17 protein-coding genes are annotated in these 20,434 nt (G+C 59.4%); 13 read left to right on the top strand and 4 right to left on the bottom strand.

Annotation, left to right across the window (positions count from 1 at the left end):
- Positions 1-15: 15 nt before the first annotated feature.
- Complete coding sequence (gene lolA, locus FX982_RS15145) at positions 16-639, bottom strand: outer membrane lipoprotein chaperone LolA (RefSeq protein WP_172611465.1); 624 nt, start codon at positions 637-639, stop codon at positions 16-18.
- A gap of 76 nt (positions 640-715) precedes the next feature.
- On the bottom strand, positions 716-3,130 hold the full coding sequence (locus FX982_RS15140) for a DNA translocase FtsK (protein WP_122536346.1): 2,415 nt from the start codon (positions 3,128-3,130) through the stop codon (positions 716-718).
- Positions 3,131-3,604: 474 nt separating this feature from the next.
- Here FX982_RS15140 and aat point away from each other — a divergent pair, with 474 nt between their 5' ends.
- From aat to infA, 3 genes are all read left to right on the top strand, one after another.
- Entirely contained in the window at positions 3,605-4,294 is a 690-nt protein-coding gene (aat, locus tag FX982_RS15135; RefSeq protein WP_172611464.1) for a leucyl/phenylalanyl-tRNA--protein transferase, read from the top strand.
- Between the two features lie 47 nt (positions 4,295-4,341).
- Positions 4,342-5,049, top strand: coding sequence for an arginyltransferase (locus tag FX982_RS15130; protein ID WP_172611463.1), 708 nt, complete (start codon positions 4,342-4,344; stop codon positions 5,047-5,049).
- 101 nt (positions 5,050-5,150) lie between these two features.
- Positions 5,151-5,369: a translation initiation factor IF-1 gene (infA, locus tag FX982_RS15125; RefSeq protein WP_002553999.1), complete on the top strand. Its 219-nt coding sequence runs from the start codon at positions 5,151-5,153 to the stop codon at positions 5,367-5,369.
- Between the two features lie 291 nt (positions 5,370-5,660).
- Here infA and clpA read toward each other — a convergent pair whose 3' ends face one another.
- Positions 5,661-7,931: an ATP-dependent Clp protease ATP-binding subunit ClpA gene (clpA, locus tag FX982_RS15120; protein WP_172611462.1), complete on the bottom strand. Its 2,271-nt coding sequence runs from the start codon at positions 7,929-7,931 to the stop codon at positions 5,661-5,663.
- A 29-nt stretch (positions 7,932-7,960) separates the two neighbouring features.
- Entirely contained in the window at positions 7,961-8,323 is a 363-nt protein-coding gene (gene clpS, locus FX982_RS15115) for an ATP-dependent Clp protease adapter ClpS (protein ID WP_122536342.1), read from the bottom strand.
- Between the two features lie 222 nt (positions 8,324-8,545).
- Between clpS and cspD the strand changes: the two genes are divergently transcribed.
- The 10 genes from cspD to aceA all read left to right on the top strand — a co-directional run bounded on the left by cspD (position 8,546) and on the right by aceA (position 20,122).
- The gene (gene cspD / locus FX982_RS15110; protein WP_172611461.1) at positions 8,546-8,812 is read left to right on the top strand and encodes a cold shock domain-containing protein CspD; all 267 of its coding nucleotides are present in this window, start codon (positions 8,546-8,548) and stop codon (positions 8,810-8,812) included.
- Between the two features lie 592 nt (positions 8,813-9,404).
- The gene (locus FX982_RS15105; protein WP_172611460.1) at positions 9,405-11,630 is read left to right on the top strand and encodes an NADP-dependent isocitrate dehydrogenase; all 2,226 of its coding nucleotides are present in this window, start codon (positions 9,405-9,407) and stop codon (positions 11,628-11,630) included.
- A gap of 115 nt (positions 11,631-11,745) precedes the next feature.
- The gene (locus FX982_RS15100) at positions 11,746-12,186 is read left to right on the top strand and encodes an NUDIX hydrolase (RefSeq protein WP_172611459.1); all 441 of its coding nucleotides are present in this window, start codon (positions 11,746-11,748) and stop codon (positions 12,184-12,186) included.
- Between the two features lie 93 nt (positions 12,187-12,279).
- Complete coding sequence (mnmA, locus tag FX982_RS15095) at positions 12,280-13,410, top strand: tRNA 2-thiouridine(34) synthase MnmA (RefSeq protein ID WP_172611458.1); 1,131 nt, start codon at positions 12,280-12,282, stop codon at positions 13,408-13,410.
- Positions 13,410-14,030: a high frequency lysogenization protein HflD gene (gene hflD / locus FX982_RS15090; protein WP_122536337.1), complete on the top strand. Its 621-nt coding sequence runs from the start codon at positions 13,410-13,412 to the stop codon at positions 14,028-14,030. The genes mnmA and hflD overlap by 1 nt, the downstream gene beginning before the upstream one ends.
- Before the next feature lie 132 nt (positions 14,031-14,162).
- Complete coding sequence (purB, locus tag FX982_RS15085; RefSeq protein ID WP_122625271.1) at positions 14,163-15,533, top strand: adenylosuccinate lyase; 1,371 nt, start codon at positions 14,163-14,165, stop codon at positions 15,531-15,533.
- Between the two features lie 84 nt (positions 15,534-15,617).
- Positions 15,618-16,784: a ribosomal protein uL16 3-hydroxylase gene (locus tag FX982_RS15080; RefSeq protein WP_172611457.1), complete on the top strand. Its 1,167-nt coding sequence runs from the start codon at positions 15,618-15,620 to the stop codon at positions 16,782-16,784.
- Entirely contained in the window at positions 16,777-17,202 is a 426-nt protein-coding gene (locus tag FX982_RS15075) for a GNAT family N-acetyltransferase (protein WP_172611456.1), read from the top strand. Before FX982_RS15080 ends, FX982_RS15075 begins: the two co-directional genes overlap by 8 nt.
- 162 nt (positions 17,203-17,364) lie before the next feature.
- Positions 17,365-18,153, top strand: a complete 789-nt coding sequence (locus FX982_RS15070) for a secretin N-terminal domain-containing protein (protein WP_172611455.1) — start codon at positions 17,365-17,367, stop codon at positions 18,151-18,153.
- Positions 18,154-18,796: 643 nt separating this feature from the next.
- The gene (gene aceA, locus FX982_RS15065) at positions 18,797-20,122 is read left to right on the top strand and encodes an isocitrate lyase (RefSeq protein ID WP_172611454.1); all 1,326 of its coding nucleotides are present in this window, start codon (positions 18,797-18,799) and stop codon (positions 20,120-20,122) included.
- Positions 20,123-20,434: the final 312 nt, after the last annotated feature.

The following is a 20,434-nucleotide window of genomic DNA, read 5'->3' as shown; positions in this document are numbered from 1 at the left end:
ACAGGCGAACCCCTTTTATTCCTGAATGACGTCAGCGCCCTTCGGGATCTGGAACTGGAATTTGCTCGCCGCGACAGGCTCGTTGGCCTTGACGCCGGTGAACAGGATATTGGTGCGTTGGCCGACGCTGTCGATCAGCTGCATGTCGTTGATCATGCCGTTGCGAAACGACAGACGCAGGCTATCGAACAGGGTGTCCCTGGACTTGGGCTTGAGCACGAAGTCGATCACACCGCCCGCTTCCTTGGCGGTAATGTCGAAGCTCTCGCTGATTTTCGACACGTCGCCGGACAGCAGCAGCGCCGGGGTCTGGGTCAGGCGCTGGTCGAGGGTCTTGATGGTGACCTGCTCCAGGTCCGGGTCCCACAGGGACACCTTCTTGCCATCGGACACCATCAGTTGCTCTTGCGGCGCGTCGGTGTGCCAGTAGAACAGGCCCGGGCGCTGCAACGTCATTTCGCCGGTGGTTTCCTGCAACTGGGTGCCGCCACCGTCGAGGGTGAGCTGGGAGAAACGCCCGCTCAGGGTTTTCGAGTTTTCCAGCAGTTGGGTCAGGCGCGCCACGTCCTTGCTGTCGGCGTGGGCCGAGACAGCAGAAAAAGCCAGTGCAGATACCAACAGCATGCGGATAAGACGCATGGGATTCCTCTTTGAGTGTGGTTGAAGCCGGGCGCCGCCGCGATGGCGACGCCCGGTGATGCGTGACCGGGAAGTGTCAGTCACGCACAGGGGCTGGCGCAATCACTTCGCGCGAGCCGTTGGTGTTCATGGGCGTCACGACGCCGGCGTTTTCCATGGTTTCGATCATGCGCGCGGCGCGGTTGTAGCCAATCTTCAGCTTGCGCTGCACCGCAGAGATCGACGCACGACGGCTTTCCAGCACGAACTTCACGGCTTCGTCGTAAAGCGCATCGCTTTCGCTGTCTTCGCCATCACCGCCGCCACCGCCGCCTTCGAAGCCACTACCCGCCTCTTCTACGCCGGCCAGGATGTCATCGTTGTAGTTCGGCGTACCGCGCAGCTTCCACGCCTCAACGACGCGGTGAACCTCTTCGTCCGACACGAACGCGCCGTGCACACGAATCGGCAGGCTGGTGCCCGGGGGCATGTACAGCATGTCGCCGTGCCCGAGCAACTGTTCGGCGCCGCCCTGATCGATGATGGTCCGGGAGTCGATCTTGCTCGACACCTGAAACGCCATGCGGGTCGGGATGTTCGCCTTGATCAGGCCGGTGATCACGTCCACCGAAGGTCGCTGGGTCGCGAGGATCAGGTGGATACCTGCGGCACGGGCCTTCTGGGCGATTCGGGCGATGAGTTCTTCGACCTTCTTGCCGACGATCATCATCATGTCGGCGAATTCGTCGACCACCACAACGATGGTCGGCAGCTTGGTCAGCAGCGGCGCTTCGTCGTGAATGCTTTCGCGGTGATACAGCGGGTCGGACAGCGGCGTACCGGCCTCCTCTGCTTCACGCACCTTCTGGTTGAAGCCCGACAGGTTACGCACGCCCATCTTGGCCATCAGCTTGTAGCGGCGTTCCATCTCGGCCACCGACCAGCGCAGGGCATTGGCGGCGTCCTTCATGTCAGTGACCACCGGGCACAGCAAATGCGGAATGCCTTCGTAGATCGACAGCTCAAGCATCTTCGGGTCGATCATGATCAGCTTGGCGTCTTCCGGCCCGGATTTGAACAGGATCGACAGGATCATGGCGTTCACGCCCACCGACTTACCGGAACCGGTGGTACCGGCGACCAGCAGGTGCGGCATTTTTGCGAGGTCGGTGATGACCGGCTTGCCGCCGATGTCATGACCCAGCGCCAAGGTGACCGGCGATTTAGCGTCGTCGTATTCCGGCGTCGACAGGACCTCGGAGAAGCGCACGATCTGGCGATCTTCGTTGGGAATTTCGATACCGACCGTGGTCTTGCCGGGAATGACCTCGACCACACGAACGCTGGTGACTGCCAGCGAGCGGGCCAGGTCTTTCGCCAGGTTGGAGATACGGCTGACCTTTACACCGGCAGCCGGCTGAATTTCGTAGCGGGTAATCACCGGGCCCGGATGGATGGAATCCACCGTGACTTCGACGCCGAATTCCTTCAGCTTGATCTCCAGCAGATGACCCACAGCTGCCAGCGATTCAGGCGAATAGTTGAGCTGCTTTTTCTCGGCCGGGTCGAGAATCGAGATCGGCGGCAAGGTGCCTTCCACGGCGCTGTCGACGAACAACGGCGCCTGTTTCTCTTTCTGGACGCGCTTGCTCGGCTCAGGGGCGCGGGGAGGCGCAGGGGCAATCACGGCTGGCACGTGCTTCTCACGGGCGGCCATATGCTCGGTCAACGCCTGCTCGCGCTCGATGATTCGTTCCCTGGCTTTGGCCTGCTCGCGTCGATCCGGGGCAACCGGAGCCACCACTTCGTCGACGCGCATGTCGACTTCACGCAACTGAGCGACCATTTGCTTGCGCTCATTGCGGGCGGTCCACCAGCGGTTGAGCGAGCCGGTGAACAGTTCGATCAGGTCCAGCGTGATCTTGCCGGTGTTGTCCATGACCTTGAACCAGGACAAATCGGTGAACACAGTCAGACCGAACAAAAACAAGGCGATGAACAGCAGCGTGCTGCCTTGGACGTTCAGCGCGCGCTTGGCCAGATCACCCAGTACTTCGCCCAGCACGCCACCGGCTGAACCCGGCAGGCCCGACGCCGAATGAAAGTGCAAGTGCGCCAGCGAGGCGCCGGCGAGGACCAGGAACACCAGACCGATCATGCGCCAGGAAACCAGCCAGCCGCTCCACTGCCACGGCTCGTGGCGATGCCGGAAGACCTGATAAGCCTTGATCCCCAGCAGCAACGGGAAGATGTAGGCGAAGTAGCCGAGGATCATGAACAGGATGTCGGCAGAATACGCACCAGCAAAGCCTGCGGCGTTCTGAACCTGGGCCGAGTTGCTCGAGCTGCTGGTGTGGCTCCAGCCCGGATCGCCCTGATCGTAGGTCAGCAGCGCCATGATCAGATAAAGACACAGCGCGCCGAACGCGATCAGTGCACCTTCCTTGAGCCGGTAGTGCAGGTGCTGCCGCCAGAGCGGAACGGGGGTGGGTGCTATGGTGGATTTCTTCAAAACGCTTCAATTCCTGCGCGCAAGCGCGAACATCTGATGATTGACTGTGTACGACTGCCTTGGCGAAATGGCAGTGGCTTTCCCGAACATCGGCCAGAACAGCGTCCTGGCAGTAGGGAAAACCGCGCCTGCGATAACGCACGCTCGACAGGTGACTTGAAATGAGGTTAAACAACATCGGCATTGTACGGATTTGCGCGCCGCGCGCTACGTTAGTCTGGCGCGGTGCTTGCAGATGATCAAGCGTCGCCGGGTGGTGACAATTTGAGCACGCATTTTCTTTGTCGACAAAGGCTTATGACGTGTTTTTCTTGCTCCCTTGAACTGTCAAAAGGCCATCCCCGGATCAAGAAGACAGCGGGTCGACGATCCCGGCATGATCAAGCGGCTTGTGACCCTGCCTGCGACAGAGAGTTGCAGCCGGGGTTGCAAGCCTGCGTTGACTCCCCTCCCCTCTCGTAAAGTCTGGATGCCATGCTGACCTGGTTGCAACGCGACACCCTTGATTTCCCTGCGCTGGAAAAAGCCATGCGCGAGCCCAACGGACTGTTGGCCGGCGGCGGCGATCTGTCTGCCGATCGCCTGATTGCCGCATACCGGCATGGTTGTTTTCCCTGGTATCAGCAGGGCCAGCCGATTCTCTGGTGGTCGCCGGACCCGCGCACCGTGCTCTTTCCGGATGAGCTGCATGTATCACGCAGCCTGGGCAAGCTGCTGCGCCGCGGACGTTATCGGGTCACTTTCGACCAGGATTTCGCGGCGGTCATTCAAGCCTGCGCCGAACCCCGGGCCTACACCGACGGCACGTGGATCACCGGCTCCATGCAGGCGGCCTATATTGAACTGCACGCCCGCGGCTTCGCCCACAGCGTCGAAGTCTGGGACGGCGACGCGCTCGTAGGCGGTCTGTACGGACTGGCGATGGGCCAGCTGTTTTTCGGCGAATCGATGTTCAGCCGCGCCGACAACGCTTCCAAGGTTGGCTTCGCAACGCTGGTCGAATACTTGAAAGAATCGGGTTTCGTCCTGATTGATTGCCAAATGCCTACCGAGCACCTGCTAAGCCTTGGCGCGCGCTCGATTGCGCGCCAGACGTTCGCCGACTACCTGCATAAACACCTCGACGAGAGCAATTACACCGATTGGTCGCCTAGGCGAGTTTGATTGGGCTGGCTTACACTCATGTCTACAGTTTTTCTCGAGGGTTGATCATGACCGAGCTGGCGCGGCTGAAGTTCTATGCCACTCAACCCCACTCCTGTAGCTACCTGCCCGAGGAACAAGCCACCACGCTGTTTCTCGACCCCAGCCAGCCGATGGATGTCCAGGTTTATGCCGATCTCTCGGACATGGGGTTTCGCCGCAGTGGCGATCATTTGTACCGTCCGCATTGCCAGAACTGCAGCGCCTGTGTGCCTGCGCGCATTCCGGTCGGACTGTTCGTGCCTGATCGTCAGCAAAAACGCATTTTCAAAAGAAACGCCGACCTCGAAGTGACGAGCACCAAGCCGCATTTCAGTGAGGAGTACTTCGATCTGTATCAGCGCTACATCGAGCAGCGCCATGCCGATGGGGATATGTTCCCACCGAGCCGCGACCAGTTTTCCACCTTTCTGGTCCGCGACCTGCCGTTTTCGCGTTTCTACGAGTTCCGTCTGGAGGGTCGACTGCTTGCCGTAGCCGTCACTGACCTGCTGCCCAATGGCCTTTCCGCCGTTTATACGTTCTACGAGCCGGCGGAGGAGCGCCGCAGCCTGGGGCGTTACGCAATTCTCTGGCAAATTGCCGAGGCCGCACGCATGCAATTGCATGCGGTGTACCTCGGCTACTGGATAAAGAACTGCAAAAAGATGAATTACAAGACCCAATATCGCCCCATCGAACTGCTCACCAATCAAAGATGGGTCACTCTTTACTGAAGCCCTTGGCTTAAACCTCAGTTTTCGGGCACAATGCAGCCCGCTTTTGCCTGGCTGCCGTTTGCACCGGGCCATTCATTGGATACCGAGGGCTTTACTGCATGTCGAAAGAAGACAGCTTCGAAATGGAAGGCACTGTCGTCGACACCCTGCCCAACACCATGTTCCGTGTGGAGTTGGAAAATGGGCACGTCGTAACCGCGCACATCTCCGGCAAGATGCGCAAGAACTACATCCGCATTCTTACCGGCGACAAGGTCCGCGTTGAGCTGACGCCCTACGACTTGAGCAAAGGGCGCATCACTTACCGCGCCCGCTAACAGGTCTTAACAAAAACGCCCGGCATTTGCCGGGCGTTTTTGTGTGCGTGAGATTCACCCTACACGCTCACGGCAAGTCGCAAAAAGCGGCTCACTCGGTCCATCAGACCGGACACGTTTCAACAGATGTAGGAGTGAGCTTGCTCGCGATTGCTTCGTGTCAGTCACCTAATGTGTCTCAGACAAATCGCAATCGCGAGCAAGCTCACTCCTACAGGATTCGGCAGATTCGCAGCCAACAAAAAAGGCGCCAATCGGCGCCTTTCAGGTTTGTTGCAGGGACGCGAAACGTCAGGCCATTTCAGCCGTGGTTTCGTAATCGAACGTGATCTCGCCGTCTTTGACGTCGATGTGTACCACACCGCCATGCTCGGACAACTCGCCGAAGAGGATTTCCTCGGCCAGCGGACGCTTGATCTTGTCCTGAATCAAACGGGCCATCGGACGCGCACCCATCGCTGCGTCGTAACCGCCTTCGGCCAGGTAACTCCTCACCGCGTCGGTCACTTCCAGCTGTACGCGCTTGTCTTCCAGCTGCGCCTGAAGCTCGGTAAGGAACTTGTCCACCACGCTCTTGATAACCTCGTGGCTGAGGCGACCAAACTGAATGATGGTGTCCAGACGATTGCGGAATTCCGGCGTGAAGCTCTTCTTGATCACTTCCATCGCATCAGTAGAGTGATCCTGATGGGTGAAACCGATTGAAGCGCGTGCTGCCGTTTCAGCACCGGCGTTGGTGGTCATGATCACGATCACATTGCGGAAGTCCGCCTTGCGCCCATTGTTGTCGGTCAGCGTCCCGTGGTCCATGACCTGCAGCAGCAGGTTGAAGACTTCCGGGTGCGCCTTCTCGATTTCATCGAGCAGCAGCACGCAATGCGGCTGCTTGGTGACGGCTTCGGTCAGCAGACCGCCCTGATCAAAACCGACATAGCCCGGCGGCGCACCGATCAGACGCGATACGGTGTGACGCTCCATGTACTCGGACATGTCGAAACGCACCAGCTCGATACCCAGCGCCTTGGCCAGCTGACGCGCAGCCTCGGTCTTGCCGACACCGGTCGGACCTGCGAACAGGAACGAGCCGACAGGCTTGTCCGGGGACTTGAGGCCTGCTCGGGACAGCTTGATAGCGGTGGACAGCGAATCGATGGCGGCGTCCTGACCGAACACGGTCAGCTTCAGGTCGCGCTCCAGATTACGCAGCAACTCTTTGTCGGAGCTGTTGACGTGCTTTGGCGGAATCCGCGCGATCTTCGCCACAATGTCTTCAACCTGCGGCACTTCAATACGCTTGACGCGCATTTCCACCGGTTGCAGCCGTTGATAGGCGCCCGCCTCGTCGATGACGTCAATGGCCTTGTCGGGCATATGACGGTCATTGATGTAGCGGGATGCCAGTTCAGCAGCGGCTCGCAGGGCTTCATCGCTGTATTCGATATTGTGATGCTGTTCGAAACGACCTTTCAGGCCACGCAGAATTCCGATGGTGTCTTCGACCGAAGGCTCGGAGACGTCGACCTTCTGGAAGCGACGCGCCAACGCACGGTCTTTTTCAAAGATGCCACGGAATTCCTGGAAAGTGGTCGAGCCGATGCAACGGATATCACCCGACGACAACAGCGGCTTGAGCAGGTTGGAGGCATCCATCACGCCACCGGACGCGGCACCCGCACCGATGATGGTGTGGATTTCGTCGATAAACAGGATCGCGTGGGGTCGTTTCTTCAATTCGCCGAGCAGTGCCTTGAAGCGCTTCTCGAAATCGCCACGGTATTTGGTCCCGGCAAGCAGTGCGCCCAGGTCAAGGGAGTACACGACGCTGTTGGCGAGCAGGTCCGGTACCTGGTTGTCGACAATGCGCTTGGCCAGGCCTTCGGCGATGGCGGTTTTACCCACCCCGGCTTCGCCCACCAATAGCGGGTTGTTCTTGCGGCGCCGCGCGAGAATCTGAGCGACGCGCTCGACTTCCATCTCGCGCCCTACCAGCGGATCGATGCGGCCTTGACGGGCCAGCTCATTCAGGTTGCTTGCATAGGCATCCAGAGGATTGCCTGAGGAAGAAGACTCACCGCCCTCGTCATCCTGCATATCTTGCTCACCTTCAGATTGATCGCCATGCCCCGGCACTTTGGAAATACCGTGGGCGATATAGTTGACGACATCGATACGGGCAACGCTCTGCTGTTTCAGCAGGAACACTGCCTGGCTTTCCTGCTCGCTGAAAATCGCCACAAGCACGTTCGCGCCAGTGACTTCACGCTTGCCGGAGCTCTGCACATGAAAAACCGCGCGCTGCAGGACGCGCTGGAAGCCGAGTGTGGGTTGGGTCTCGCGATCCTCGTCATGCACAGGGATCAGCGGCGTGGTGGAGTCGATGAACTCCTGGAGGTCGTGTTTGAGTTTGTCGAGGTTTGCGCCGCAGGCACGCAGTACGGTGGCGGCAGCCTCATTGTCCAATAGGGCCAGCAGGAGGTGCTCGACGGTCATGAACTCATGACGTTTAGAGCGGGCCTCCTTGAAAGCCAGATTGAGGGTGACTTCGAGCTCACGGTTTAACATAGCTTCACCTCATACCCAAGTGTCCGGCGTTAACCGTCCTTCTCGATTTCACAGAGTAGCGGATGCTGGCTTTCCCTGGCGTACTGGTTGACCTGCATAGCCTTGGTCTCGGCGATGTCGCGGGTAAACAATCCGCAAACGGCCCGTCCCTCTGTATGGACGGCCAGCATGACCTTGGTCGCCAGCTCACGATTCAGGTTGAAAAACACCTCGAGCACTTCGACAACGAAATCCATCGGGGTGTAGTCATCATTGAACAAAACCACCTTGTACATAGGCGGCACCTGCAATATCGGCTTGGCTTCCTGTACAGCGGTGCCCGACGCATCGTCCTCATGGGGATGCGGGTCATCCTGATTGAATGTTAGTCGAATCTTGCTGATTGCATGCATGGTAAAGAAGGTTCACAGAGGACGTGATTGAAATAAGTGGTGGCGGCGATACCCGTTTTCAACTGGACCGCCGCTTGACCTTGACTATCGGCCAATCAGTGTTACAAACAATAGAACCCACATTGGGTAAAAAGGGTCCGCGCAGTCAACCAAAATTTTTTAGGTCCGGCGGATGAGAGGTGATGATACTCCCATCGGAGTCCTTTGCAGAGGGATGTGACTATGCTAAGCGGTAAGGTCAAGTGGTTTAACAACGCCAAGGGGTATGGCTTCATCGTTCAGGACGGCGAGTCTGAAGACCTGTTCGCTCATTACTCGGCGATCAGTATGGAGGGCTATAAAACGCTGAAGGCCGGCCAGCCGGTCCAGTTTGAAATCATCCAGGGACCTAAAGGCAAGCACGCCGTGGGGATCTGCGCTCAGGTAATCGCTGCAACCCCTGAGTCTGTCTCTCATCACGAGAGACAGCCGGAGAAACAGCGAGCTTAGAGCACCAATCACGCCTGAGCCGGACCGTTCAAGCGCGAGATTCGACAAGCCGGTCAATCCTTTCAGGGTTGGCCGGTTTTTTTGTGCTTCTGCTATTCCCAAGCGCGCATCTATATGGAAGCACGCGACTGCCACCGCGGCACAGATGGTCCTTTAGTCGAAATCCCGCAGCCGACTGGCCATGACGTCTCGACTCCAGGCAACTGCGACTAGTTGCCGCAGGCCCCGTACTACAAGGGCTAAACGGTTTTCATGGGGAATCCGGACACCTTCCGAGACCACCGCGAACGTCCCGGGCACCGCAAAGCCGTCATACGAGTACCGTAGTAATGGCCGGGTGCAGTGATATACTCAGCGCCGGTGACCGTTGGGTCATTGGGTCATTGGGGGCCAGACCACCTGAAACCAGGCGTTCAGCCCTCGACAGGCCAGACCGCTACCCGGGTCCGACCGCTTGACGCTCGACTGATGCACCCCCTATCACGCGACGAAATTCTCGACTTTCGGCTCATCGATACTTTGGGCGAAAGTGCCTACCCTGCGCATCTCGAAATTTTGTGTACGCTCAGCAAAGAAGAGAGTTATCCCGAATATGTCCAACCGCTCGAAGATCATCTATACCTTCACTGACGAAGCGCCAGCCCTCGCCACCTACTCACTGCTGCCTATCATCGAAGCGTTCACCGCTTCCGCTGACATCGCCGTTGAAACCCGCGACATCTCGCTTGCAGCCCGCATCCTCGCCAGCTTTCCCGAGCGCCTGGGTGACAAGAAGGTTTCCGACGATCTGGCAGAGCTGGGCCAACTGGCGACCACGCCGGAAGCCAACATCATCAAGCTGCCAAACATCAGCGCCTCGGTTCCACAGCTGAAGGCCGCGATCAAGGAACTGCAAGCCAAGGGCTACGACATCCCGAATTACCCGGATGAAGTCGTGACCGACGCCGACAAGGTTGCTCAGGCTGGCTACGACAAAGTGAAAGGCAGCGCCGTGAACCCGGTTCTGCGTGAAGGTAACTCTGATCGCCGAGCGCCGCTCTCCGTCAAGAACTATGCACGCAAGCACCCGCACAAAATGGGCGCGTGGTCTGCGGACTCCAAGTCCCACGTGGCGCACATGGACAACGGCGACTTCTACGGCAGCGAAAAATCTTCGCTGATCGAAGCTGCTGGCGCCGTGAAGATCGAGCTGATCGGCAAAGACGGCAGCACCACCGTGCTGAAGGACAAGACGTCGGTACTGGCAGGCGAGATCATCGACTGCGCGGTCATGAGCAAGAAAGCCCTTCGCGCTTTCGTGGCCCGTGAAATCGAAGACGCCAAGAAGCTCGGCGTGCTGTTCTCCGTGCACTTGAAAGCCACCATGATGAAGGTCTCGGACCCGATCATGTTTGGTGAGTTCGTCGCCGAGTACTACCAGGAAGCGCTGAACAAGCACGCTGACGTCCTGAAGGAAATCGGCTTCAACCTGCACAACGGCATCGGCGACCTGTACGCCCGTATCAAAGACCTGCCAGCCGACCAGCAAGCGCAGATCGAAGCGGACGTCAAAGCCGTTTACGCGACCCGCCCTGCGCTGGCGATGGTCAACTCCGATAAGGGCATCACCAACCTGCAAGTGCCGAGCGACGTCATCGTCGACGCCTCGATGCCAGCGATGATTCGTGATTCCGGCAAGATGTGGAACAACGACGGCGTCCTGCAGGACACCAAGGCGGTGATCCCGGATCGCTGCTACGCGACCATCTATCAAGCCGTGATCGAAGACTGCAAGCAACACGGCGCCTTCGACCCGACCACCATGGGCAGCGTGCCGAACGTTGGCCTGATGGCGCAGAAAGCCGAAGAGTACGGCTCGCACAACAAAACCTTCCAGATCGAAACCGATGGCGTGGTCCGTGTGACCGACGACAAAGGTCAGGTCTTGATGGAGCAGAACGTTGAAGCCGGCGACATCTGGCGCATGTGCCAGACCAAAGACGCGCCGATTCAGGATTGGGTCAAACTGGCCGTCAACCGTTCGCGCCTGAGCAGCACCCCGGCCATTTTCTGGCTGGACCCTGAGCGTGCCCACGACGCGGCGATGATCAAGAAGGTCGAGCACTACCTGAAGGATCACGACACGGCAGGCCTGGACATCAGCATCCAGTCGCCGGTCGACGCGATGAAGGTTTCCCTGGAGCGTATCCGCGCGGGCAAGGACACCATTTCGGTGACCGGTAACGTGCTGCGCGACTACCTGACCGACCTGTTCCCGATCATGGAGCTGGGCACCAGCGCCAAGATGCTGTCCATTGTGCCGCTGATGAGTGGCGGTGGTCTGTTCGAAACCGGCGCAGGTGGTTCGGCGCCGAAGCACGTTCAACAGCTGAACGAAGAGAACTTCCTGCGCTGGGATTCCCTGGGCGAATTCCTGGCACTGGCCGCTTCCCTCGAGCACTTGGGCAACGTCTACGACAACCCGAAAGCGCTGGTACTTGCTACTGCTCTGGACAAGGCCACCGGTCAGTTCCTGGACAACAACAAGTCGCCATCGCGCAAGGTCGGCGGTATCGACAACCGTGGCAGCCACTTCTACCTGGCCACCTACTGGGCTCAGGCTCTGGCGGCACAGACCGAAGATACGGCGCTGCAAGCCAAGTTCACGGAGCTGGCAAAAACCCTGGCTGACAACGAAGCGACCATCGTCGCCGAGCTGAACAGCGTGCAGGGCAAGCCACTGGACATCGGCGGCTACTACTTCCCTACCCCGGAACTGGCCAGCAACGCTATGCGCCCAAGCAAGACCCTGAACGACGCGATCAATGCGTTGAAGTAAGGTTGTAACGCTCGATCACAGACCCCGGCCCCGTGCCGGGGTTTGTGTTTCTGCGCAGCACTGCAATCTGAATACACGACCTATGTTTGACACCTGCCGCATGAGCGAAATATCAATGACCTGGCATCCCCACATCACCGTCGCAACCGTCATCGAAGACGATGGCCGTTTCCTGTTCGTCGAAGAATTGAAAAACGGCAAGCTGGTGTTCAATCAGCCTGCCGGGCACCTCGAGCCTGATGAGACGTTGCGTGAAGCGGCCATCCGCGAAACCCTGGAAGAAACCGGCTGGGACGTCGAACTGACTGGCGTCGTCGGCATTTACCTGTACACCGCGCCCAGCAATGGCGTGACCTATCAGCGCGTGTGCTTTTCGGCCAAAGCGACGCGACACCACCCCGAGCGTGCACTGGACACCGGCATCGTCGGCGCGCCCTGGTTCAGCCGCGACGAACTCGCCAGCCAACCGGAGCGCTGGCGCAGCGAGTTGGTCTTGCGCTGCGTCGATGAGTACCTGGCGGGCCCGATCCACAGTCTGCAGGTCGTGCGCGACTGACTGGCCGCCCAGCGCAACTGAATAGCTTTTAGCCTTGGCGCCGACTCCCTGTTAGAATCGCGCCCTTTCCTGCTGCTACCCAATCGAATTCCTATGTCTGATTCAGCCTTTTCCGATACAGAAAAGAAGCGCGTCATTGTTGGCATGTCCGGCGGCGTGGATTCTTCGGTCTCCGCCCTTCTGCTCATGGAGCAGGGGTATCAGGTGGAAGGCCTGTTCATGAAGAACTGGGAAGAAGACGACGGAACGGAATACTGCACCGCCATGGACGACCTCGCGGACGCCCAGGCCGTGTGCGACAAGATCGGCATCAAACTGCACACCGTGAACTTCGCGGCCGAGTACTGGGATCATGTCTTCGAGCATTTCCTCGAAGAATACAAAGCCGGTCGCACGCCGAACCCGGACATCCTGTGTAACCGCGAGATCAAATTCAAAGCCTTCCTCGACTACGCCTTCATGCTCGGTGCCGACCTGATCGCTACCGGTCATTACGTGCGTCGCCGCGACATTGATGGCCGCACCGAACTGCTCAAGGGTCTGGACCCGAACAAGGACCAGAGCTACTTCCTGCATGCCGTTGGCGGTGAGCAGATTGCCAAGACCCTGTTCCCGGTCGGTGAACTGGAAAAGCCCGAGGTGCGCGCCATCGCCGAGAAGTATCAGCTGGCGACCGCGAAGAAGAAGGACTCGACCGGCATTTGCTTCATCGGCGAGCGCCGTTTCACCGACTTCCTCAAGCAGTACCTGCCTGCGCAGCCCGGCGAGATCAAGACCACCGAAGGCGAAGTCATCGGTCGGCATGCCGGCCTGATGTACCACACCATCGGCCAGCGCCAGGGTCTGGGCATCGGCGGACTGAAGGATGCCGGCGATGAGCCGTGGTACGTGCTGGTCAAGGACCTGGAGCACAACGAGCTGATCGTCGGCCAGGGCAACGAGCATCCGTGGCTGTTCTCCCGTGCCCTGCTCGCGTCGGAGATCTACTGGGTCAACCCGATCGACCTGAGCAGCCCGCGCCAGTTGACCGCCAAAGTGCGTTACCGCCAGAGCGACCAGCGCTGCACCCTGGAACGCACTGAAACCGGTTATCGCGCCACCTTCGACGAGCCGCAACGCGCAGTAACGCCTGGCCAGTCCGTGGTGTTTTACGACGGCGAGGTCTGCCTGGGTGGCGGCGTCATCGAAATCGCCGAGCCGTGGCACACCAGGGATGTACGTTGATGACCCCGATCCAGGAACAACTTGTCGCCCTGGCCGGGGTCTTTCAGGCCGCCGTGCTGGTCGATCGCATCGCCAAGACCGGCCAGGCCGGTGAAGCCGCCGTTGGCTGCCTGATGGGGACGCTGCTGGTCATGGACCCGAAAGACACGCTGGACGTGTTTGGTGGCGACGACCTGAATCTGCACGAGGGCTATCGCGCCCTCGCCAGTGCACTGGAGCGCGATCCGGCCACCTTGCAACGAGAACCCTTGCGTTATGCCCTGGCGATGCTGGGCCTGGAACGTCAACTGTCCAAGCGCGATGACATGCTCGATACCATCGGCAAGCGCCTGCCGCAGATCAAATCCCAGGTCGAGCATTTCGGTATCGCTCACGAAAACGTCATTGCCGCCAGCGGCGCGCTTTATCAGGACACCCTGAGCACCTTGCGTCAACGGATTCAGGTCCACGGTGACATGCGCAATCTGCAGCAACCCAACAATGCGTCGAAAATCCGCGCGCTGTTACTGGCCGGGATTCGCTGCGCGCGACTTTGGCGACAAGTGGGCGGTCACCGCTGGCAACTGGTCATCAGCCGCCGCAAGTTATTGAAAGAACTGTATCCATTGCTTCACCGCTGAGGGGCGAACGCCCTTCAGCTCGCTCCGAACCCGACATCGCGCGAGTCATAACGGTCAGCCAGCCTCGGCTGGCCGGAATTTTCATGTATGATACGCGCCCCTTTTCGTCGCCTGACAGTCCGAGAACACCCCATGCAGCTTTCTTCGCTCACTGCGGTTTCCCCTGTAGATGGCCGCTACGCCGGCAAAACCCAGGCCCTGCGCCCGATTTTCAGCGAATACGGCCTGATCCGTTTCCGCGCCCTGGTGGAGGTACGCTGGCTGCAACGCCTGGCGGCCCACCCGCAAATCCCGGAAGTTCCAGCATTCTCCGCCGAAGCCAACGCCATCCTCGATGCCCTGGCTAACGATTTCGCTCTAGAGCACGCCGAGCGCGTTAAAGAGATCGAGCGCACCACCAACCACGACGTCAAGGCCATCGAGTACCTGCTCAAGGAGCAGGCGGCCAAGTTGCCGGAGCTGGCCAAGGTCAGCGAGTTCATCCACTTCGCCTGCACCAGCGAAGACATCAATAACCTGTCCCACGCGCTGATGCTGCGCGAAGGCCGTGACACCGTGCTGCTGCCGCTGATGCGTCAGATCGCCGAGTCCATCCGCGAGCTGGCGATCCGTTTTGCCGCCGTACCGATGCTCTCCCGCACCCACGGTCAGCCGGCCTCCCCGACCACTCTGGGCAAGGAACTGGCCAACGTCGTTTACCGCCTGGAGCGCCAGATTGCTCAAGTGGCCGCCGTGCCGCTGCTGGGCAAGATCAACGGCGCCGTCGGTAACTACAACGCCCACCTGTCGGCCTACCCGGACATCGACTGGGAAGCCAACGCCCGCGCGTTCATCGAAGACGAGCTGGGTCTGGGCTTCAACCCCTACACCACGCAGATCGAACCGCACGATTACATCGCCGAGCTGTTCGACGCGATCGCCCGCTACAACACGATCCTGATCGACTTCGACCGCGACATCTGGGGCTACATCTCCCTGGGCTATTTCAAGCAGCGCACCATCGCCGGTGAAATCGGTTCGTCGACCATGCCGCACAAGGTCAACCCGATCGACTTCGAGAACTCCGAAGGCAACCTCGGCATCGCCAACGCGCTGTTCCAGCATCTGGCCAGCAAGTTGCCGATCTCTCGCTGGCAGCGTGACCTGACCGACTCTACCGTGCTGCGCAACCTCGGTGTGGGCTTCGCTCACAGCGTGATTGCCTACGAAGCCAGCCTGAAAGGCATCGGCAAGCTGGAACTCAACGAGCAGAAGATCGCCGCCGATCTGGACGCTTGCTGGGAAGTCCTGGCCGAGCCGATCCAAACGGTCATGCGTCGCTACGACATCGAGAACCCGTACGAGAAGCTCAAGGAATTGACCCGCGGCAAGGGCATCGGCCCTGAAGCGCTGCTGACCTTCATCGACGGCCTGGACATGCCGGCCGAAGCCAAGGCCGAGCTGAAGAAGCTCACGCCGGCGAACTACATCGGCAACGCCGTGGCGCAAGCCCAGCGCATCTGACCCCGCTGCATACGCTCTGAACGCCCGGCTGAGCCGGGCGTTTTTATTCCCGTCGTAAAAACTCGTTTTTTCAATAGGTTACACATGAATCCTGACATCCCTCTTCAGCTCCTAGGTGGTATCACAGCGCGCGAGTTCCTGCGTGACTACTGGCAGAAGAAACCTTTGCTGATCCGTCAGGCCATCCCGGATTTTCAGAGCCCGATCGACGCCGACGAACTGGCCGGTCTGGCGCTGGAAGAAGAAGTTGAATCGCGCCTGGTGATTGAGAAAGGTGAGCGTCCGTGGGAGCTGCGTCGCGGCCCGTTCGCCGAAGACGAATTCAGCAAGTTGCCGGAGCGCGAGTGGACCCTGCTGGTTCAAGCCGTGGATCAGTTCGTGCCTGAAGTCAGCGAATTGCTGGAAAACTTCCGCTTCCTGCCAAGCTGGCGCATCGATGACGTGATGATCAGCTACGCCGCACCCGGCGGCAGCGTGGGTCCGCATTTCGACAACTACGACGTGTTCCTGCTGCAGGGCCACGGCAAGCGTCACTGGCAGATCGGCCAGATGTGCGACTCCGAAAGCAAACTGCTTGAGCACGCCGACTTGCGTATCCTGGCCGACTTCCAAGGTACCGACGAATGGACGCTGGAACCGGGCGACATGCTCTACCTGCCGCCACGTCTGGCGCACTGCGGCGTCGCGGTGGATGAGTGCCTGACCTACTCGGTCGGCTTCCGCGCCCCAAGCGCCGCCGAAGTGCTGACCCACTTCACGGACTTCCTCAGCCAGTTCATGCCTGAAGAAGAACGCTACACCGACGCCGACGCGCAGCCGGTCAGCGATCCGCACCAGATTCAACACGATGCCCTAGACCGTCTGAAGGGCTTGCTGGCCGAGCACATGGGTGACGAGCGCCTGCTGCTGACCTGGTTCGGCCAGTTCATGACCGAGCCCCGTTATCCCGAGCTGGTGGTCGGCCCCGAATTGGCCGAGAGCGATCTGCTCGACAGTCTTGAACAAGGCGCCGTGCTAACTCGCAACCCGAGCGCGCGACTGGCGTGGTCGGAGGTCGACGACGACCTGCTGCTGTTCGCCAGCGGTCAGAGCCGTCTGTTGCCGGGCCATCTGCGTGAACTGCTGAAAATGATCTGCGCGGCCGATGCGCTGCACATCGACAATCTGGGCCAATGGCTGGCAGATGACGATGGACGTAACCTGCTCTGTGAGCTGGTCAAACAAGGAAGTCTGGGGTTTGCTGATGAATAAGATCCACGTACGGGTAGCCGACTGGCAGAAAGACAACGCCGACATTCGGCGCATTCGTGACGCCGTGTTCGTGTTTGAACAGTCGGTTCCGCCCGAACTGGAATGGGACTCGGAAGATGCAGGCGCCCTGCATTTTCTGGCGCTCGAAGGGGATTACGCCGTGGGCACTGCGCGCCTGCTGCCCGATGGTGAATTCGGCCGATTGTCCGTGCTCAAGGACTGGCGCGGCCTGAACGTGGGTGAGGCGTTGATCACCGCGATCCTCGCCGAAGCCGAACGCCGCGGCCTGAAACAGACGCGGCTCAGCGCACAGGTTCATGCGACGGCGCTGTATGAGCGCTTCGGCTTTACCGTGGTCAGCGACGAGTTTCTTGAGGCCGGCCTGCCCCACGTGGACATGGTGCGCAACGCGCACTGATTGCACCTGGCGACAGTTGCGCCCCGGCGTTCGCGCTTCAGCTGCCTAAGCTGAAACAAAAGCACCGGGGCGTTTTGCTGTCTGCGATTCAACTTGGTGCTGCCCAGGCCGACAAACTGGCAAACTCGTCGTTCAGACGCGCCCCTCGCGGAGACCACATCGATGTCATTACGCACCCTGCTCGCTTCACTGTTGTTGGCTTGCAGCTTCACGGCCGCGGCCGCCACTGAAGTCATCCCCCTGAATTACCGCACCAGCGACGATCTGCTGCCCACCGTAAAGTCGTTTCTGGGCAACGAAGGCAGCGTCAATGCCTATGGCAACAAACTGATCGTCAACGCCGAACCGGACAAAATCAGTGAACTGCGCGACCTTCTCGGCCAACTCGACACCGCGCCAAAACGGCTGATGATCAGCGTCGACACCAGTGACAGCACGGTACAGAGCGATCAGGGTTACTCGGTCAACGGCACCGTGCGTTCGCAGGACGGACGCCTCAGTGCCGACGGCCGCACGCGCATCCAGAATTACGGCACCGCCAGCCGCGAGGGTGGCGTGCAACAGGTTCAGGCCAATGAAGGCACGCCGGCGCTGATTCAGATGGGCCAGAGCATACCGATCACCTCGGTGCAGTCCGATGGCTACGGCTACCCGCAGACCAACACGCAATACCGTAACGTGACCCAGGGTTTCTATGTCACGGCGACAGTCACCGGCGACATCGTCCATTTGAGCATCAGCACCAACAACGATCGCATGAGTCAGCAACAGGCCGACGCGATCAAGGTGCAGAGCACCGACACGCAAGTCAGTGGTCGGCTGGGTGAGTGGATCACGCTGGCCGGCGCCAGCGACCAATCTCGCGCCGACGAGCGCGGCGTCGTCCGACGCTACTCGACACAAGGCAGCAACGACATGCAGCTGCGGGTGAAGGTCGATAGCCTGGATTGAGGGGAACCGCTCGTTATCACGACGCTAGGCCCCATGGTGTGCTGGCCACTGCACAAATCTTGTGGGAGTGAGCTTGCTCGCGAAGAGGCCGGTTCAGCCAATGGCTTTCTGGTGGCTGACACAAGGCTTTCGCGAGCAAGCTCGCTCCCACATGGACCGTGGCCATCCGTGCTATTCCGGTTAGATACCGCCAATTATGTAGTGCCTGAACAGACACTACATCCTGCTTTAATTCCGTGACCGCCCAGTATCTACGCTGACTTCCCCGCCCCAGCCCCCGCACGCCCGAAACTGACCGCCAAGTCGCATTCGATGAATTATGTAGTACAACCAAAAAAGCACTACAAAGTGTTTGACGAGGCTAAATCGTCGAGGCATGATGGCCTCGCTCCCGCTGATCGGAGGTCGCGCAGAACGCCTCTTGATCGCGCTCGAACTCAGCATGTTCGTGCCGATTAGCGTCATTTCCGCCCACAAGGCAGCTTCATCCCCTCATCATCCTGAGGGCGAAAAAATCTGACCGAGAATCCATGCTTTCCGATTCAGCGAGCAGCCATCAGTGCGCCTTGAAGAAACACGCGGCGCCGGCGAAGCAAGGAGCTTCACCTCAAGACCCACAACACCAAGCAACGAGGTTTACCCCATGGCACTGACACGCGAACAACAAATTGCAGCCATCGAGAAAGACTGGGCCCAGAATCCACGCTGGAAAGGCGTAACCCGCACCTACTCCGCTGCTGACGTCGTCCGCCTGCGTGGCTCGGTTCAGCCTGAACACACGTTTGCAAAACTGGGTGCCGACAAGCTGTGGAACCTGGTGACCCAGGGGGCCAAGCCTTCCTTCCGTCCCGACAAGGATTTCGTTAACTGCATGGGCGCCCTTACCGGTGGCCAGGCCGTGCAACAAGTCAAAGCCGGCATCCAGGCGATCTACCTGTCTGGCTGGCAAGTCGCGGCGGACAACAACTCCGCCGAATCGATGTACCCCGATCAGTCGCTGTACCCGGTGGACTCGGTGCCGACCGTGGTCAAGCGGATCAATAACTCGTTCCGTCGCGCCGACCAGATCCAATGGAAAGCCGGTAAAAACCCGGGCGACGAAGGCTATATCGATTACTTCGCGCCGATCGTGGCCGACGCCGAAGCCGGTTTCGGCGGCGTGCTCAACGCTTACGAATTGATGAAAAGCATGATCGAGGCAGGCGCTGCCGGCGTGCACTTCGAAGACCAACTGGCCTCCGTGAAAAAATGCGGCCATATGGGCGGCAAGGTGCTGGTGCCCACCCAGGAAGCGGTACAGAAACTGGTCGCCGCACGTCTGGCCGCTGACGTTGCCGGCGTGCCGACCATCATTCTGGCGCGCACCGACGCCAACGCGGCAGACCTGCTGACCTCGGACTGCGACCCGTATGACCAGCCGTTCGTGACCGGCACCCGCACGCCGGAAGGCTTCTACAAAGTACGCGCCGGCCTGGACCAGGCGATTGCCCGCGGCCTGGCGTACGCGCCGTATGCCGATCTGATCTGGTGCGAAACCGCCAAGCCGGATCTGGACGAGGCCCGTCGCTTCGCCGAAGCGATCAAGAAGGAATACCCGGATCAGCTGCTGTCCTACAACTGCTCGCCTTCCTTCAACTGGAAGAAGAACCTGGACGACGCGACCATCGCCAAGTTCCAGCGCGAGCTGTCGGCAATGGGCTACAAGCATCAGTTCATCACCCTGGCCGGCATCCACAACATGTGGCACAGCATGTTCAACCTGGCGCACGACTACGCCCGCAACGACATGACCGCCTACGTGAAACTGCAAGAACAAGAGTTTGCCGACGCGGCCAAGGGTTACACGTTCGTGGCGCACCAGCAGGAAGTGGGCACCGGCTACTTCGATGACATGACCACGGTCATTCAGGGCGGCAAGTCTTCAGTGACGGCACTGACTGGCTCGACGGAAGAAGAACAATTCCATTAAGCCACTACACTGTATGAAGTCAGAGGCCGCCTCCGGGCGGCTGTCTGCTGACAATGACTGACTTAACCTACGTAGCCAGTCAACTATTGACGATAGACAACTCAAATCAGCGCACAAACGTTAATTAACCACACAATCAATTACCGACTTATTGTCTCGGCTAATTAAACGGAACTTCGTCACGTTCCAGTGACACACATCAAACAAGCCTTCCAAATGATATTTATTATCATTTAAGCCAGGCCGAACTGCCGCTCCGTCGTAAGATACATATTTCTCGAAACCCTCCTCGACGCCCGCCCCTGCTGGGGC

The sequence above is a fragment of the Pseudomonas graminis genome, assembly GCF_013201545.1.
Taxonomy (GTDB): Bacteria; Pseudomonadota; Gammaproteobacteria; order Pseudomonadales; family Pseudomonadaceae; genus Aquipseudomonas.
Note: the sequence above shows the minus strand (reverse complement) of the source record. Positions and strands in the feature narration are given on the sequence as shown.

Excerpts from the sequence above, each read along its gene's own strand:
- lolA (WP_172611465.1), bottom strand. The coding sequence starts at position 639 with ATGCGTCTTATCCGCATGCTGTTGGTATCTGCACTGGCTTTTTCTGCT.
- aat (WP_172611464.1), top strand. The coding sequence starts at position 3,605 with ATGCTGACCTGGTTGCAACGCGACACCCTTGATTTCCCTGCGCTGGAA.
- FX982_RS15130 (WP_172611463.1), top strand. The coding sequence starts at position 4,342 with ATGACCGAGCTGGCGCGGCTGAAGTTCTATGCCACTCAACCCCACTCC.
- infA (WP_002553999.1), top strand. The coding sequence starts at position 5,151 with ATGTCGAAAGAAGACAGCTTCGAAATGGAAGGCACTGTCGTCGACACC.
- clpA (WP_172611462.1), bottom strand. The coding sequence starts at position 7,931 with ATGTTAAACCGTGAGCTCGAAGTCACCCTCAATCTGGCTTTCAAGGAG.
- clpS (WP_122536342.1), bottom strand. The coding sequence starts at position 8,323 with ATGCATGCAATCAGCAAGATTCGACTAACATTCAATCAGGATGACCCG.
- cspD (WP_172611461.1), top strand. The coding sequence starts at position 8,546 with ATGCTAAGCGGTAAGGTCAAGTGGTTTAACAACGCCAAGGGGTATGGC.
- FX982_RS15105 (WP_172611460.1), top strand. The coding sequence starts at position 9,405 with ATGTCCAACCGCTCGAAGATCATCTATACCTTCACTGACGAAGCGCCA.
- FX982_RS15100 (WP_172611459.1), top strand. The coding sequence starts at position 11,746 with ATGACCTGGCATCCCCACATCACCGTCGCAACCGTCATCGAAGACGAT.
- mnmA (WP_172611458.1), top strand. The coding sequence starts at position 12,280 with ATGTCTGATTCAGCCTTTTCCGATACAGAAAAGAAGCGCGTCATTGTT.
- hflD (WP_122536337.1), top strand. The coding sequence starts at position 13,410 with ATGACCCCGATCCAGGAACAACTTGTCGCCCTGGCCGGGGTCTTTCAG.
- purB (WP_122625271.1), top strand. The coding sequence starts at position 14,163 with ATGCAGCTTTCTTCGCTCACTGCGGTTTCCCCTGTAGATGGCCGCTAC.
- FX982_RS15080 (WP_172611457.1), top strand. The coding sequence starts at position 15,618 with ATGAATCCTGACATCCCTCTTCAGCTCCTAGGTGGTATCACAGCGCGC.
- FX982_RS15075 (WP_172611456.1), top strand. The coding sequence starts at position 16,777 with ATGAATAAGATCCACGTACGGGTAGCCGACTGGCAGAAAGACAACGCC.
- FX982_RS15070 (WP_172611455.1), top strand. The coding sequence starts at position 17,365 with ATGTCATTACGCACCCTGCTCGCTTCACTGTTGTTGGCTTGCAGCTTC.
- aceA (WP_172611454.1), top strand. The coding sequence starts at position 18,797 with ATGGCACTGACACGCGAACAACAAATTGCAGCCATCGAGAAAGACTGG.